17 protein-coding genes and 1 tRNA gene are annotated in these 15,505 nt (G+C 57.7%); 12 read left to right on the forward strand and 6 right to left on the reverse strand.

From position 1 onward, the window contains the following. Positions 1 to 2: 2 nt before the first annotated feature. Positions 3 to 1,547, reverse strand: coding sequence for a trimethylamine methyltransferase family protein (locus ACR0J8_RS04825; protein ID WP_480522341.1), 1,545 nt, complete (start codon positions 1,545 to 1,547; stop codon positions 3 to 5). 426 nt (positions 1,548 to 1,973) lie between these two features. Here ACR0J8_RS04825 and ACR0J8_RS04830 point away from each other — a divergent pair, with 426 nt between their 5' ends. Continuing rightward, positions 1,974 to 2,492: a porin family protein gene (locus tag ACR0J8_RS04830; RefSeq protein ID WP_170677256.1), complete on the forward strand. Its 519-nt coding sequence runs from the start codon at positions 1,974 to 1,976 to the stop codon at positions 2,490 to 2,492. Between the two features lie 777 nt (positions 2,493 to 3,269). Here ACR0J8_RS04830 and ACR0J8_RS04835 read toward each other — a convergent pair. Both ACR0J8_RS04835 and ACR0J8_RS04840 read right to left on the reverse strand, forming a co-directional pair. Further along, on the reverse strand, positions 3,270 to 3,614 hold the full coding sequence (locus tag ACR0J8_RS04835; protein ID WP_480522339.1) for an MmcQ/YjbR family DNA-binding protein: 345 nt from the start codon (positions 3,612 to 3,614) through the stop codon (positions 3,270 to 3,272). Beyond that, entirely contained in the window at positions 3,611 to 3,766 is a 156-nt protein-coding gene (locus tag ACR0J8_RS04840; RefSeq protein WP_480888965.1) for a hypothetical protein, read from the reverse strand. The genes ACR0J8_RS04835 and ACR0J8_RS04840 overlap by 4 nt, the downstream gene beginning before the upstream one ends. A gap of 66 nt (positions 3,767 to 3,832) precedes the next feature. On the opposite strand from ACR0J8_RS04840, the gene cysS reads away from it, so the two are divergent. Genes cysS through ACR0J8_RS04855 form a run of 3 tightly spaced genes read left to right on the forward strand, consistent with a single transcriptional unit; the run spans position 3,833 to position 7,643 of the window. Then, positions 3,833 to 5,230, forward strand: a complete 1,398-nt coding sequence (gene cysS, locus ACR0J8_RS04845; protein WP_480888968.1) for a cysteine--tRNA ligase — start codon at positions 3,833 to 3,835, stop codon at positions 5,228 to 5,230. Continuing rightward, complete coding sequence (gene cimA, locus ACR0J8_RS04850) at positions 5,230 to 6,864, forward strand: citramalate synthase (RefSeq protein ID WP_480522337.1); 1,635 nt, start codon at positions 5,230 to 5,232, stop codon at positions 6,862 to 6,864. Before cysS ends, cimA begins: the two co-directional genes overlap by 1 nt. Positions 6,865 to 6,866: 2 nt before the next feature. Further along, complete coding sequence (locus ACR0J8_RS04855) at positions 6,867 to 7,643, forward strand: squalene/phytoene synthase family protein (protein WP_480522625.1); 777 nt, start codon at positions 6,867 to 6,869, stop codon at positions 7,641 to 7,643. 8 nt (positions 7,644 to 7,651) lie between these two features. Here the strand turns inward: ACR0J8_RS04855 and ACR0J8_RS04860 are convergent, their stop codons facing one another. Then, the gene (locus tag ACR0J8_RS04860) at positions 7,652 to 8,878 is read right to left on the reverse strand and encodes an MFS transporter (RefSeq protein WP_480522336.1); all 1,227 of its coding nucleotides are present in this window, start codon (positions 8,876 to 8,878) and stop codon (positions 7,652 to 7,654) included. Between the two features lie 96 nt (positions 8,879 to 8,974). Here ACR0J8_RS04860 and ACR0J8_RS04865 point away from each other — a divergent pair, with 96 nt between their 5' ends. From ACR0J8_RS04865 to ACR0J8_RS04875, 3 genes are all read left to right on the forward strand, one after another. Beyond that, a complete protein-coding gene (locus ACR0J8_RS04865) occupies positions 8,975 to 9,607 on the forward strand; it encodes a DNA-3-methyladenine glycosylase family protein (protein WP_480522335.1) in 633 nt (210 codons plus the stop codon). After that, positions 9,604 to 10,269, forward strand: a complete 666-nt coding sequence (locus tag ACR0J8_RS04870) for an alpha/beta hydrolase (protein ID WP_480522334.1) — start codon at positions 9,604 to 9,606, stop codon at positions 10,267 to 10,269. The genes ACR0J8_RS04865 and ACR0J8_RS04870 overlap by 4 nt, the downstream gene beginning before the upstream one ends. A 251-nt stretch (positions 10,270 to 10,520) precedes the next feature. After that, on the forward strand, positions 10,521 to 10,736 hold the full coding sequence (locus ACR0J8_RS04875; RefSeq protein WP_480522333.1) for a hypothetical protein: 216 nt from the start codon (positions 10,521 to 10,523) through the stop codon (positions 10,734 to 10,736). A 361-nt stretch (positions 10,737 to 11,097) separates the two neighbouring features. Here the strand turns inward: ACR0J8_RS04875 and ACR0J8_RS04880 are convergent. Beyond that, a tRNA-Leu gene (locus tag ACR0J8_RS04880) sits at positions 11,098 to 11,183 on the reverse strand. 145 nt (positions 11,184 to 11,328) lie between these two features. Between ACR0J8_RS04880 and ACR0J8_RS04885 the strand changes: the two genes are divergently transcribed. Beyond that, positions 11,329 to 11,907 carry a YqaA family protein gene (locus ACR0J8_RS04885; protein ID WP_170614953.1) on the forward strand — a complete coding sequence of 193 codons (579 nt, stop codon included), beginning with the start codon at positions 11,329 to 11,331 and terminating at the stop codon, positions 11,905 to 11,907. Beyond that, positions 11,904 to 12,368: a disulfide bond formation protein B gene (locus ACR0J8_RS04890; protein ID WP_480522331.1), complete on the forward strand. Its 465-nt coding sequence runs from the start codon at positions 11,904 to 11,906 to the stop codon at positions 12,366 to 12,368. The genes ACR0J8_RS04885 and ACR0J8_RS04890 overlap by 4 nt, the downstream gene beginning before the upstream one ends. 3 nt (positions 12,369 to 12,371) lie before the next feature. On the opposite strand, the gene ACR0J8_RS04895 is transcribed toward ACR0J8_RS04890, so the two are convergent. Beyond that, a complete protein-coding gene (locus ACR0J8_RS04895) occupies positions 12,372 to 12,959 on the reverse strand; it encodes an HNH endonuclease (protein ID WP_170614955.1) in 588 nt (195 codons plus the stop codon). Positions 12,960 to 13,174: 215 nt separating this feature from the next. Here ACR0J8_RS04895 and ACR0J8_RS04900 point away from each other — a divergent pair, with 215 nt between their 5' ends. The 3 genes from ACR0J8_RS04900 to ACR0J8_RS04910 all read left to right on the forward strand — a co-directional run bounded on the left by ACR0J8_RS04900 (position 13,175) and on the right by ACR0J8_RS04910 (position 15,461). Further along, on the forward strand, positions 13,175 to 13,780 hold the full coding sequence (locus ACR0J8_RS04900; protein WP_480522330.1) for a pseudouridine synthase: 606 nt from the start codon (positions 13,175 to 13,177) through the stop codon (positions 13,778 to 13,780). Between the two features lie 31 nt (positions 13,781 to 13,811). Then, the gene (locus tag ACR0J8_RS04905) at positions 13,812 to 14,237 is read left to right on the forward strand and encodes a VOC family protein (protein WP_480522329.1); all 426 of its coding nucleotides are present in this window, start codon (positions 13,812 to 13,814) and stop codon (positions 14,235 to 14,237) included. Between the two features lie 255 nt (positions 14,238 to 14,492). Beyond that, complete coding sequence (locus ACR0J8_RS04910) at positions 14,493 to 15,461, forward strand: TAXI family TRAP transporter solute-binding subunit (RefSeq protein WP_480522328.1); 969 nt, start codon at positions 14,493 to 14,495, stop codon at positions 15,459 to 15,461. The last annotated feature ends 44 nt before the right edge of the window (positions 15,462 to 15,505 follow it).

The raw sequence follows: 15,505 nt of genomic DNA on the forward strand, positions 1-15,505 counted from the left end.
TCTTATCTCGGCAAGTGAATGTTGAATCTGCTTCGAAGTTCAGCATCCAGCATCGGGTCGAATTGTGCCGGCGACGGTGCTGACAGGATTTCATCTTTTCGCTTGATCGCTTTCTCAATCAGATCAGGTTTGCCGAGTTCCACCCATTCCTTGGGTGAGGAGCGATCTCCGAAGGTCGGATAGACATAATCTGCCTGCATGCGGCTGAGCGTTGCATCCGTGCCAAGATAGTGACCCGGTCCGCCCATGCAGACGGCCGCCATCTGGTCCAGCGCCAAAGTTTCGTCCGTCACTTCGATCCCGCGCACGCAGCGCTGCGCCTGGCCGATCAGGTCATCGCTGAGGATCAGGCTCTCAAAGCAGAAACCCAACAATGAGGCGTGCATTCCAGCCGCTTCGTAGACCATGTTCAGGCCCGACAATCCGGCCATAACGTTCGAGCACATCTGCTCCCATCCGGCCTGCATGTCCGGCAGTTTCGCATCCGATGCTCCGGCGGCGGCACCGCCCGGAAGGTCGTAGAACCTGTGCATCTGGGCGCAGCCCGCGGTCAGAAGGGCCTGTTCACCCGAACCGATGGACATCGCGCCGGTGCGCAGGTCCAGACCAAAGGGCCAGGTTCCAAAAACGGCTGGCGCACCGGGTTTGACGGCATTGACGTAAACCAGACCGGCCAGGCATTCCGCCGTTGCCTGAGTGATTGCGCCCGCAATCGTCGAAGGCGCAGTCGCTCCGGCCATTCCCGCCGACAGCAGCAGCACCGGCATCCCGGCCTTGATGCATTCTTCCATCACTTCGCAGCTTTCCGTTGCGAATTTCATTGGCGGAACGACAAAGCAGTTCGAGTTGGACATGAACGGCCGCTCGCGCCATTTGTCCTCGCCGCCCGCGATCATGTGCAGCATTTCTATCGCCGGGGCGACATGGCTGGGTTCGGTAAAGGATGTGCCGATATGCTTGAACGTGCCCGAGGTCGTGGCGTAGACCGTGTTCAGATCCATCTCAAGGTTATCCGCAATATCGCGGCAAACCATCGGACGCTGCACAAAGTGAATGTTGTCAAGCTGCTGGCAGATGCGTGAGGCGTCATGCAGATCCTGCACGGTCGAATCGCGGTATTCCTGGCCGTGTACGTCGACCATGCTGACAGCCGCGCCAGCCGTGCCGTAATGAACACGCGTGCCTGACAGTTCCAGATCGGTCTTTCCATCCCGGCTGTAAAGCGTCACGGAACGATTGGCTTTGGCGATGGTATCTTCCACCAGCGCACGCGGGAACCGGATGCGACCGTCATCACCCAGGGTACAGCCTACGGCAACAAGATAGTCGATCCCGCTTTGCGGCGCATCCGCAAGGCCAATCGTTTCCAGCGCTGTCAGCGCAGCTTCGTGAATGCGTTCCAACTGTGACTGAGTCAGCACGTTCAGGGTGCCGCCCTCCATTCCGGGCCGCACGGGGCGCAGGTGATCGGGCAGGGCAGAGGCACGGGCGGCACGGCGCGCGGAGCGTCCGCCGCTGCGAGAGGAAGTACGGGTTTGGTCGTTCATGTGTTTGGTCCGGGTTAAGAGCTGTTCCTGAAGAGTGGCTTAATTCACCCTCAGAATGGCCTTCCCCGCGCCGCACGTCCGCGATCCGCACCAATGGTGCGGCTGATCAAGCGGATTTTCCAGTAGTCGCTTTTCATGCGGACCTCTTACGTTGGCCGTAGTTATCCTTCACCTGGCGACATGATCTGTCCTGTTTGCGACCCAAACTTAGAAATAGGTCGCCATTGCTCCCTTTCTTTGTCGAAAGGGTTTCAGCGTGAGATTTCTTCCCGTTCGGGTGGAAATCTGATATAGTTGGATCACTATTTATTAACCTGTCTGTTATCAGAATTGAAATATCGGTTCTCGGACCCAATGTTCGGGTAAATGGTTTGTAAGCGCCCCGAAATTCCCGCTCATCGGGGTTGTAACATGTTGGAGACGTGAATGAAATTCAGCACGGCCCTCATTGTCGCAGTGACAATGTTAAGCGCCGTCCCGGCAGTCGCCGAGGATTGGACCGGGGGTTATGCAGGATTCAGCTTTGGGTATACTGAAGCGGACGGCCCCAACGGATCCAGCGGTGACGATTCCAGTTTTGGACTCCATGTCGGCTATGACCACGATTTCGGAAGCTTCGTTCTGGGAAGCGAATTGGAATACAATCACCTGTCGCTGAACCTCGGTCAGGGGGAAGGTACATTAGACAGTCTGACACGGCTGAAACTGCGCGGCGGGTACGACTTCGGACCGGCGTTGGGGTATGTGGTGGTCGGGGCCGCACGGATCGATACGTCCGCCGACAATGACACGGCGGCGGTCTACGGAATTGGCGTTGCCTATCCGGTCAATGACAGATTTATCATCAGTGGCGAGGCGCTGCGTCAGAATTTTGACAATGTGACCCGATCAAATGGCAGTCTCGGCGCCAACACTTTCAATCTGCGGACGACCTTCCGGTTCTGATCAATGGTTTGGCTTCTCCCGGGAGCGTTCATTGCCAAATCACGCAGTGTTTGCAGCGCTGCAATGAAGAGGTCGTTTGCGATCGTCATCGCAACCCGGATGGGACCAGCCGCAACGCTGCCCAAGCTCTCACCTTGCCTCAACGCAATGGAATGCGTTTCGAGCAGCGCCTTTGCAAATGCCTCACCACTTCGCCTGTTGATACGAACATTCAGCATCAAATACATGTCCCCTGTTCGGGCACCAGCCCGACAACGTTCCGAGTGCTCAACAGTTCGATAGCCAAGGTTCGCCGATTGCGGACGAGTTCCGAGAAATCCTGTTTCAGATCAATGCCCGAGTTCAACGTAAAACTGGAGGCGTCCTGAATAAATCTAGGAACGCCATACGTTGTATGTATTGCCAGATTGATCGGAATGGAAATGACGTACTAGGGCCTGATGATCCGGCTGTAGTTTGATCCTGTCATTGCATGTGAATTGAACATGGTCCGAACAACCGGGGTGCGTTCGGCCATGACCAGCAAATTTTGAGGCGAAATATGGACGCCGACCCAAACTGCGTGTCACTGACTTCGTCCGAAATCAGCCAAAGGTCGCGTGTTCGGCAAATATCAGAGATGCTTTGTAACGGGTCGGCGGAATAGACCGCTCCGGTTGGGGTGGTGGGCAAAGTTGATCAGCAAGGACAACGCCCCCGTCGGCTGCGGTATCGCTCCGTTCTGCGCGTGGCCGGAACCCGTCTTCCGGCCGGGTCTGAATGGCGTTGTATTGTCAATCAGCTACGAGGTGGCAACTCAGCCTGTACTTTTTTGGTAAGCGATTTGCGCACAATGTCATAGGAAGCGATCAGCCGATGGCGCATCTCGTCGGCATCCGTTTCCCATGGCAGCAGCAACCAGCTGCGGTGGAAATAGGGCGCTTTGGTGCCGACGCCCGCTTCGATCAGCATCTGCGCAGTGTCGACATCAGGGGTTTTTACTGAAACGCCGGTGCCCGCCGTGCCAATGCAGGCAAACATCTTGCCGCCAATCTTCCACGCGTCATGACCGCCACCCCAGGGGTCGGACACTTCCGCTCCGGGCAGGTCACGGCATATGGAGTTCACGAGGTCTCGGCTCATACAAGGCAGAGTGCCCCGCCATCCGCGCGATCACAAGCCTTGGCTTGACGTGTTTTACGTGGTAATCGGTCCTCATGAACCGGATGACCTGCATCATTTTCTGCTGCATTACCTGCTGATTTCTCAAGCGGGCCGGTTTCTTTCGTTTTCATCCCTGAGACAAGTTGCTAAGCCCGCGCCAACGCGCAAGCTATTGCTGTTTCTTAGGAGCCCACGAGATGACGACCATCAGACTGCACAACACACGGACGCGGACGAAGGAAGATTTCGTGCCGATCGATGCCGACAATGTGCGGATGTATGTCTGCGGCCCGACCGTCTATGACCGCGCGCATCTTGGCAATGCCCGGCCCGTGGTGGTGTTCGATGTGCTTTATCGATTGCTGCGCCATGTCTACGGCCCGGAACACGTGACCTATGTGCGCAACTTCACGGATGTGGATGACAAGATAAATGCGACGGCGCTGGCCCGAAAGCAGGCAGGCGCGGTCGGGTCGCTTGAGCAGTTGGTGCAGGAGCGTTCCGACGAAACCATTGGCTGGTATCTGCACGACATGGGCGCCCTGGGGGCGCTGGAGCCGAACGAGATGCCGCGAGCGACGCAATTTGTCGCTCAGATGATTACGATGATCGAAGACCTGATCGCAAAGGGGCACGCTTATGCGGCCGAAGGTCATGTGCTGTTCGCAGTGGACAGCTGGAAGGAAGAATACGGAAGCCTGTCTGGGCGGTCGGTCGACGACATGATCGCAGGCGCGCGTGTCGAGGTTGCGCCCTACAAGAAGAATCCGATGGATTTTGTGTTGTGGAAGCCCTCGACCGATGAGTTGCCTGGTTGGGAGTCACCCTGGGGCCGTGGACGCCCGGGATGGCATATCGAATGCTCTGCCATGGCCTATGAACTCTTGGGCGAAAGCTTCGACATTCATGGGGGCGGCAATGATCTGATGTTCCCGCATCATGAAAACGAAATCGCCCAGAGCAAATGCGCGCATCCGCATGGTGAGTTTGCAAGGGTCTGGCTGCACAATGAGATGCTGCAGGTCGAAGGGAAGAAAATGTCCAAATCGCTCGGCAATTTCTTTACCGTACATGATCTGCTGGAGCAGGGTGTGCCGGGCGAGGTGATCCGCTTTGTGTTCCTGCAAACTCACTACCGCAAGCCCATGGACTGGACGGAGAAAAAGGCGCGTGAGGCCGAGGGGACGCTGCGCAAATGGCGGACGCTGACAGCGGGCATCAAGCCCGCCGCCAGCGTGACACACGCGTTTGTGGAGGCGCTGGCCGATGATCTGAACACCGCGGGTGCCGTAGCGGAACTGCACCGGCTCGCAGCGAAAGGGGACGCTGCTGGTCTGTTGGCTGGCGCCCGTCTTCTTGGGCTTTTGACGGATGAGATGGGGGGCTGGGCGCATACAGATAGCGTCGATTTGTCCGGCCATGCCGAAAAGCTTGTTCAGGCACGGGCTGCTGCCATGCAGAGCAAAGATTTCGCTGAAGTGGATCGCCTGAAAGCCCTGTACGTTTCCGCAGGCATTGAAGTTCGGATGAGCAAGAACAGTGTCGAATTGGTCCCCGGCGCGGGCTTTGACGCATCCAAGCTGGAAGGTGTGTGATGACCAAGGAACGGCTCTATCTTTATGACACCACCCTGCGCGATGGGCAGCAGACACAGGGCGTTCAGTTCTCGACTGCTGAAAAGGTGCAGATCACGCAGGCGCTGGATGCGCTGGGGATTGACTATATCGAAGGCGGCTGGCCGGGTGCCAACCCGACGGACAGTGCGTTTTTCGATGTGGCACCAAAGACTTCGGCCTGTCTGACCGCGTTCGGGATGACCAAACGTTCGGGTCGGTCCGCAGACAATGATGACGTTCTGGCGGCGGTGATGAATGCGGGAACGCAGGCGGTTTGTCTGGTGGGGAAATCACATGATTACCACGTGACCGACGCGCTTGGTATCGACCTTGCGGAAAACACCGAGAACGTACGCGCCTCGGTCGCGCATGTCGTGGCGCAGGGTCGCGAGGCTTTGTTCGATGCCGAGCATTTCTTTGATGGATACAAGGACAATCCTGACTATGCGATCTCGGTTTGTCGCGCTGCACTGGACGCTGGTGCGCGCTGGGTTGTGTTGTGTGACACAAATGGTGGTGCCTTGCCTGCGGAGGTCGGGCGCATCGTTTCCGAGGTGATCGCCGCCGGGCTGCCTGGGGATCGTCTGGGTATTCACACCCATAACGACACGGAAAACGCTGTGGCCTGTTCGCTGGCCGCGGTAGATGCAGGCGCGCGCCAGATACAGGGTACGCTGAACGGATTGGGCGAGCGTTGCGGCAACGCCAATCTGACTGCCCTGATTCCGACCCTTTTGCTGAAGGAACCCTATGCCTCGACTTTTGAGGTTGGCGTCAGTCGCGAAGCCTTGTCAGGTCTGACGCGGATCAGCCGGATGCTGGACGACATATTGAACCGGGTGCCCAGCAAGCAGTCGGCTTATGTCGGGGCCTCGGCCTTTGCGCATAAGGCAGGGCTGCATGCCAGCGCGATTCTTAAGGACCCGTCGACTTATGAACATGTCGACCCGGCGACTGTTGGCAACTCGCGCATCATTCCGATGTCAAACCAGGCCGGGCAATCGAACCTGCGCAAACGCCTGACCGAAGCCGGGCTGACGGTCGAAGCCGGCGATCCGGCGCTGGGGCGCATACTGGAGCGGATCAAGCAGCGCGAGGCGGTTGGATATTCCTATGACACCGCACAGGCGAGCTTTGAATTGCTGGCCCGTGCGGAACTGGGGCAACTGCCTCAGTTCTTCGAGGTCAAGCGTTACAAGGTCACGGTTGAGCGGCGCAAGAACAAATACAACAAGATGGTCAGCCTCTCCGAGGCCGTCGTTGTAGTGAAGGTCGACGGGGAAAAGAAACTGTCGGTCAGTGAATCGCTGGACGGCGACGGCAGCGACCGGGGCCCGGTCAACGCCCTCGCCAAGGCGTTGGCCAAGGATCTGGGTCAGTATTCGCGGATACTGAATGACATGCATCTGGTCGACTTCAAGGTGCGCATTACTCAGGGCGGCACCGAGGCGGTCACGCGGGTCATCATCGACAGCGAAGACGGGCAGGGACGCCGATGGTCAACTGTTGGTGTCAGTGCCAACATAGTTGATGCCTCGTTTGAGGCGCTGCTGGATGCGATCCAGTGGAAACTGGTGCGCGACTGCAATCCGCGCTCGGAAGCGGCTGAGTGAGCGTGAAATTCGACGACGATCTCAAGGCCTGTGCGCAACTGGTGCACCGGGCGGATTCGGATCGATTCATGGCGGCAATGGCCGCCCCGGTTCCTGCACGCGCGGTCCTGTTTCCCATTTACGCACTGAATGTCGAAGTTGCGCGCGCACCGTGGGTGACGCAAGAGCCGATGATCGCGGAAATGCGCCTGCAATGGTGGCGAGATGCGCTTCAGGAAATCGCCCAAGGCCCGACGATAAGACGGCATGAGGTCGTGACGCCGCTATCTAGGGTTCTTAACCCTCATCTGGCCTCGGTTATGGATGAATATGTGGCGGTAAGGCGTTGGGATATCTACAAAGACCCTTTCGAAGATGAAGAGCACTTCGATACCTATATCGACCAGAGTGCGGGGACATTGATGGTCGCGTCAGCGCAGGCGCTCGGCGCTGCAGATGAAGCCGTTTTGCGCGATTTTGGCTATGGCGTCGGGGTCGCCAACTGGTTCCGTGCCATCCCCGAGCTTGAGGCGCGCGGCCGCATTCCTTTGTTGAACGGAACACCCGATGCCATACGTGCATTGGCGCAGGTTGGGCTGGATCGGCTGAACAGCGCGCGTGCGAGGCGGGCGGATGTTTCGGTGCAGGCCCGACCCGCGCTATTCGCTGGCTGGCAGGCGGACTGGGTGTTGAAGCAGGCGCTGACGCAGCCTGAACGCGTCGCCAATGGCACATTGTGGCAAGGGGAAGTCAGGCGCCGCGCGTCACTGATGTGGCGGTCCGGCAGCGGTCGCTGGTAATACGTTTGTCAGGCTGTTTCGGCCTCGGCCGGTTTAAGAACCAGCCACAACAATGCGCCACCGGCCAGCGTCAACAATGGGATCATGGCCAGATTGACGGCCGTCCATCCCTCGACCGGTGAACCGCCCGAGCAGTTCATCAGTCCCCCCGATGCCAGCGACGCCAGAGTAACACCGCCAAATACCAGCAGATCGTTCAGTCCCTGCATCCGTCCACGCTCGTTCACGTCGTGCGAGTCCGCGAGCATGCTGGTCGCGCCGATAAAGCCGAAATTCCAGCCGATCCCAAGCAGGATCAGGGCAACAAAGAAATTGCCAAGCTCAACGCCTTGCAGGGCAACGACGCCGGCCGCTGCCAGAATGGCCAGCCCGAGCGCGACGATCTTTTCAACCCCGAACCGGGCTATCAGTTGGCCGGTGAAGAAGCTGGGAACATACATCGCCAGAACATGGCTGGTCACGATATCCGCCGCGTCATTCGGGCTGAAACCGCAACCTACAACCGCCAGTGGAGTGGATGTCATTACAAGGTTCATCAGCGCATAGGACACCATGGCGCAAATCACCGCCACCGCGATGCGCGGCGTTCTGAGCATTTCGATCCGCGTTCTGCCCTTCGGCGCGTCTTCGGCGGGTTTTTCCGGTGTGGGAATATCGAGGAAAAAGAACAGGGCCGAACCAAAAACGTTTACGGCAATCACGGCCAGATAGGTGCCAAGAAATGGAATGACATACGCTTGCGCCGTCAGCTTGACGATCTGCGGTCCTATGATTGCAGCTGCAAGCCCGCCGGCCATGACGTAGGAAATCGCCTTCGGGCGATAACTGTCTGACGCAGTATCGGCGGCGGCAAAACGGTAAAAGCCATGTGCGCTCATATAGATGCCGGTCAGCAGGCTGCCCAGCAGGAAGATCGGGAAAGACCCCAGGTACAGGCCGTACGCCCCGACAACGCCACCACAAGCTCCGGCAGTCGCACCAAACAGAAAACCCACCCGGCGACCCCATTTCTGCATGATCGCCGAGATCGGTGTGGCGGCCAGCATCGACCCCAGCACGATCAGTGAGATAGGCAATGTTGCAAGGCAAGGGTTGCTGGCCAGCGACTGCCCCGCCAACCCGCCGACAATGAACATCATCGGCATTTGCGCGCCCAGAATGGCCTGCGCGGCAACCAGAACCGCTACGTTGCGTTTGGCCAGAGAGTTGTCGGGAGAGGCAGTCATCATCGTCATGGGGCATGGGTATCGGTGAAATCCCTGGCACACAAGCGGGTTGCATATGCGGCATATGTGCCTAACGTGCGGCCCGTGTCACATTATGGAGAGGCCATGTCCGTCGGACGCATCATCGAAACGCCCGAATGCGTTGCCGAAGGGGCAAGGTGGTTGGCAGAATCCTGTCCGCGCATGGCCTACGCGATGGACCAAACCGGGCCATTGCCCTTGCGTCGTCGCCCGGACGGATTTGCGCAGCTGCTCAGTGCGATTGTCAGCCAGCAAGTCAGTGTGGCCTCGGCCAATTCGATCTGGAAACGGCTGCAGGATGCCAAGCTCACTGGACCGCGCAAGATCATGTGGGCGACCGATGACGATCTGCGCGCCGTGGGGCTGAGCCGTCAGAAAATCCGATACGCCCGCGCGCTGGCCGAAGCACGTATTGATTACAGGGCATTGCGCGATGCTCCTAACGCGGATGTTGTGGCCACGTTGACCGAAGTGCCAGGCATCGGCGTCTGGACCGCCGAGATCTACGCGATGTTCTCGCTGGGCCGCGCGGACGTGATCGCGCCTGGGGACCTGGCATTGCAGGAGGCTGCGCGAATTCTGTACGACCTGCCAAAACGCCCGACGGACAAGGAGTTGCGTCAAATGGCCGAAGCCTGGTCGCCGTGGCGGTCGGTTGCGGCGCGGGTATTGTGGGCCTATTACCGGGTCGCGAAAGAACGAGAAGGGATCAGATGACACGGGTTTTGAATGCGCTCCGGAAAGAGCCGGTCTCGGGCGACACACGCTCGGTTGTGGTGTTCGTACACGGCTATGGTGCCAACGGGGCTGACCTTTTGGGGCTGGCGGACGTGCTTGGTGACCATCTGCCTGACACGCTGTTTGTGGCCCCCGATGCACCCGAACAGATCGCCGGCATGCCCAACGGGTATCAGTGGTTTCCGATCCCCTGGATTGACGGCTCGTCCGAAGAAGAGGCGCGCAGGGGAATGGCGATGGCGGTTGAGGATTTCAACGCCTTTCTTGACGCTTTGATGGTGGATGAGGATCTGTTGCCGGAACAAGTGGTTTTGTTCGGCTTTTCACAAGGCACCATGATGAGTTTGCACGTGGCACCTCGACGCGAAGACCCGGTTGCCGGTATCGTGGCCTTCTCGGGCCGGTTGCTGGAGCCTGACATGCTGGCCGAGGAGACCGTCAGCCGCATGCCGATTCTACTGGTCCATGGCGATTCTGATGATGTCGTGCCTCCGCAATCGCTTCCCGAGGCCGCGGAAGCTTTGCAAGGGGCTGGATTCAAAGAGATTTACGCACATGTCATGAAGGGCACGGGCCACGGAATCGATCCTGACGGCCTTGGTGTGGCCTTGGCGTTCATGCGCGACAAATTGAGCTTGTGAGCCTTTCTGAGAGCCAAATAACCAAGTAATGGGCGCGGGTTTCTCCGCCCCTAGTTTTCAGAGAATGCAACACGGCTGCATGGAACCATCCTGCTATGCAGATTAGCTGCGTTTTGTATGCGACTGCTTTGTCTGGGCGATCACAACTCGCGGATCAAAGACTAACAGTCAATTATTCGCGCCTTGAGCCGCGAAGAAGTGATTTGGCAAACCCCTACAGGCGGGCTTCAATGAGGTCAGGGAGGTTTGCCATGAAGAATCCGGAGTCCTTTGAAAAGTTCTACTTCGCCAAAGTCGGTATGGGCGAAGCTTGTGGCTGCGCCGAACGCATTATTGATGTCTTCGAGTTCAACAGAATGGGAGGCGCGCACTCAAAGCAAGGTGTGAAACGCGAGGGTGGAAAACGCCGATCCTTCCGGGCCTGGGCTGTCAAATACGGTCTTCTGAGCCGAAAACGGCAAAACTAGAACAAAACCCTCTGTGGAGTTTTGGGAAGTTCATTGTCAGTCGTTTGGAAACAGTTCGTCCGGCCAAAGGTGAACTCGCACAATACACTTTGTTCATCGCATTTTTTTGTTTCCTTCCACTCAACACCGGCCACCTAGTGTTTTGGTTGCTGAATCCGATTATGTGGGGAAGTTCGTTACCAGAAACCTAACTGCTGACGGTAGATGCGAGTCGGGTTGGAAGTGTTTCGGTCTTTTTTATTTACGTTCAGGCGAACACTGGTATGATGAAGTGGCTTCCGGAATTTATCTTTAAGAAACAACATAATACGCAAATATCCTAATGGATAATTCCTGGTCGGTACTATCGTTATTTGGCTGGTGGTGCCCAAGGAGAGACTCGAACTCTCACGCCCGTGAAGGCGGGGGATTTTGAATCCCCTGCGTCTACCATTCCGCCACTTGGGCCACGAACACTGGATTATCGCCCAACGCGGGGAAGGTCCAGAGGCAAAAAACAACCAGTATCTGGATTGTTTGCCTTTGAACGGTTGACGCCCCGGTGGGTGCATGGTTTGCCTTGCCGGTAGTGAGATTTGGACCTTAGTGTTTTATGTTGCGATCCCTTTATGACTGGACCATCCGTCTGGCCGAACATCCGCATGCTCTTTGGGCGCTGGCCATTGTGGCATTTGTGGAAAGCTCGTTCTTTCCGATTCCGCCGGATGTGCTGATGATTCCAATGATCCTGGCGCGGCCGTCGCGGGCATGGCTGATCGCGACCGTTGCCCTCGTGGCTTCGGTGCTGGGTGGGATGCTGGGATACGCGATCGGAGCCTTCTTCTATGAAAGCATCGGCCAACCGGTCCTTGAGGCGATGGGCAAAGGCCATGCCATGGAAGAGTTCAACGAGCGTTTCAATGATTTCGGCTTCTGGGCTGTGCTGACCGCAGGTGTTACGCCATTCCCCTACAAGGTCATCACGATCATGTCCGGCTGGACCGGGATGCCCTTTGGGACGTTTGTTGCGACCTCAATTCTGGCACGGGCCTTGCGGTTCTTTGTCGTTGCAGGGCTTTTGTGGGGGTTCGGCGAACCGATCCGCGATTTCATCGAAAAGCGCCTGGGCCTGATGTTTACCCTGTTTATCTTGCTGTTGTTTGGCGGATTTTTCGCTGTGAAGTATCTATGACCAACCGAAACAGATTAGTGCTGATTGCGGCGGCAGGGTCTGTCGCCTTGCTGTTGGGGGCATGGGGATTCCAGTACCTTGGCGGGTTGGCACCCTGCAAGATGTGCATTTGGCAGCGGTATCCGCACGCCGCCGCAGCGTTGATCGGTGCAGTGGCGATTGCTGTGCCACGGGTCTCGGTTCTGCCGCTTCTGGGGGCTTTGGCCGCTGCGACCACGGCGGGTATCGGTGTTTATCACGCCGGCGTCGAGCAGAAGTGGTGGGAAGGTCCCAGCAGCTGCACGTCCAGCGACATTGGTGGGTTGTCGACGACCGAGTTGATGGATCAGATCATGAACGCGCCGCTGGTGCGCTGTGACGACATCCCGTGGGAAATGCTTGGTCTTTCCATGGCAGGTTGGAATGCCGTATTGTCGGCCGGTTTGGTTCTGGTCTGGCTTGCAGCGTGGCGGGTCCGGTAAACGTCAGATCTGATCCAGTTCCGCATCCCAGTACAGGAAGTCGATCCAGCTGTCGTGCAGATGGTTTGGCGGGAACTTGCGCCCGATATTGCGCAGCGCCTCGGCATCGGGTTGGCGGGGTGGCTTGCGCAGAGACATGCCAGCTTGCCGCAGCGATTTTGACCCTTTTCGCAGGTTACATGGGCTGCATGCTGCCACCACGTTCTGCCAGCTGGTCACACCGCCCGCCGCGCGCGGAACAACGTGGTCAAACGTCAGGTCGCCTCGGCTGCCGCAGTACTGGCAACAGAATTCATCCCGCAGGAATAAATTAAAGCGCGTGAAGGCCACGCGCTTTCTGGGTTTTACATAGTCTTTCAGGACAACGACCGAAGGTATTCGTATCTCGGTACTGGGACTGCGGACAACTTCGTCATATTCGGCCACGATGTCGACCCGATCCAGCCAGGCGGCCTTGATCGCCTCCTGCCATGGCCAAAGAGACAGAGGATAATAGGACAGGGGGCGATAATCAGCGTTCAGGACCAGTGCCGGATGACGCCTGAGTGCACCGGGTTCCCTGACAAATTCGGTCCTGAAGTCTCCGTCCATAACAGAATCGCTCCTCGCTCTGCACTGCCCGTTTTTTGACATCAGAGCGGGGAACACCCGCCCCGGCCTTAACTTAACTATATATCGTGTTAAAACTCTGACAAGCCCTGATTTTCCACAATATCTCGGGGATTGATTAATGCGAATCCGTAACAATCGCGTGACAGTTATCCACAGCTTGCGCTAGGTGGTTTCTGCGCGCTATGGCGTTGTTCATGTCCTGGTTCATTCGCTTCAATAAACCTTTCGATGTCCTGCCGCAGTTTACCGACAGGGCGAATGGAGATTCGCCGCGCAGCACGCTATCCGACTACATTGATCTGCCCGGTGTCTATCCGGCCGGACGACTGGATCGGGACAGTGAGGGTTTGTTGCTGCTGACGGATCACGGAAAGCTGCAGGCGCAGATTTCCGACCCGAAACACAAGATGGCCAAGACCTACTGGGTTCAGGTCGAGGGTATTCCCGACGCTGCCGCGATGAAGGCGCTGCGCGAAGGGGTCGAACTGAATGATGGGCCAACCCGACCCGCAAAGGCACGGGTGATTGACGAACCTGATAGCCTTTGGCCCAGGACGCCGCCGATCCGGGTGCGTCAGACGGTTCCTGATTGCTGGATCGAATTGACCCTGCGCGAAGGGCGCAATCGGCAGGTGCGCCGGATGACGGCAGCGGTCGGACATCCCACATTGCGTCTTGTTCGGGCCCGCATCGGGGATTGGACGCTGGAGGGATTGCAGCCGGGGCAATGGGAAAGCCTGCCCATGCCTGAGGTTTCCGCAGCACCGCAACGAAAGAGAGACCGCAGACCGCGACGGTGACAGAAGGCAGGGCCTGAGGTACACTGGGCTCATGAAAGTCACACCGGACATACCGCGCTCGTCGGCAGTTCTGGAGGCGGCGCTTTACGTCAATGATCTGGACGCGGCAGAGCGTTTTTACGGCGACATTCTGGCGTTGGAGAAAATCCAGCGCGTGGACAACCGGCACGTGTTCTTCCGTGTGGGCCGTTCCGTGTTGTTGTTGTTCAACGCCGAGGAAACGGAACAAGCACCGCGAAATCCTGACTTGCCGGTGCCGCCGCATGGCGCGCGCGGGCCCGGGCATGTGTGCCTTGCCCTTTCGCGGGTCGAAATGGACACAATGCGTAAGCATCTGCTTGACTGGAACGTACCGCTGGATGCCGAGTTTGATTGGCCGAACGGGGCCCGTTCGCTGTATGTGCGTGACCCGGCCGGCAATTCCGTTGAGTTTGCCGAACCGCATTTGTGGGACTGAAAGGGACTGTCCTCGGATCGTCCGGGGGGAAAGTTCGGGAAACACCGTCAGATGTGCGGCTTTACACGGGCTTGCGAGACGCGGGGGTTGACAAGCGATGTATTGGAATGAAACGTCGTAAGTGTTGGGAGATTTTTTGAAATTCAGGTGCGTGAACCCGTTTTTTCGACGGGGGAACTTGCTGTGTTGACAAGCTCTTAGGAGGGGTTGTTTACGGATCTTCCGACCACAATAAAGATTTGGGAGATCACGAAAATGAAAAACAACAGCAAACTGGGCCTCGGCGCGCTTGTTACCGCAGCGCTGATGGCGCCTGCTGCTTTTGCGGAGGAATTCATCACAATCGGCACCGGTGGCGTGACCGGCGTTTACTATCCGACCGGTGGTGCGATCTGCCGTCTGGTGAACAAGGGCCGCAAGGAACACGGTGTACGCTGCTCGGTCGAATCGACCGGCGGTTCGGTTTACAACATCAACACCATCCGCGAAGGCGAACTGGAGTTTGGTGTGGCCCAGTCCGACTGGCAGTACCATGCTTATAATGGTACCTCGAAATTCGAAGAGGCTGGTCCGTTCGAAGGCCTGCGTGCAGTATTCTCGGTTCACCCCGAACCGTTCACCGTTGTTGCGCGGGCCGATTCCGGTATCACCAACTTCGAGGACCTGAAGGGCAAGCGCGTCAACATCGGTAACCCCGGTTCAGGTCAGCGCGGCACCATGGAAGTTCTTCTGGGCGAAATGGGCTGGACCACCGGCGATTTCGAGTTGGCAACCGAGCTGAAGGCGGCTGAACAGTCTGCTGCCCTGTGCGACAACCAGATTGACGCGATGGTCTACACTGTTGGTCACCCGTCGGGTTCGATCCAGGAAGCAACCACCGCTTGTGACTCGGTTCTGGTGAATGTCAGCGGCGATGCGGTCAACAAGTTGGTTGAAAACAACTCGTTCTATCGTACCGCTACCATCCCCGGCGGGATGTATCGTGGATCGGATGGCGACACCCAGACCTTCGGTGTGGGCGCGACATTTGTAACGTCGGCTGACGTGTCGGAAGACGCTGTGTATGCAGTTGTAAGCTCGGTCTTCGAGAACTTCGATGACTTCAAAAAGCTGCACCCCGCATTTGCCAACCTCAAGCCGGAAGAGATGATTGCGGACGGCCTGTCGGCTCCGCTGCATCCGGGTGCCGAAAAATACTACAAAGAAAAAGGCTGGATTCAGTAATCCGTCCTAAACATTTTGACGAGGCGCTTTTCGGCGCCTCGTTT

Source organism: Ruegeria sp. N11, from assembly GCF_056531525.1.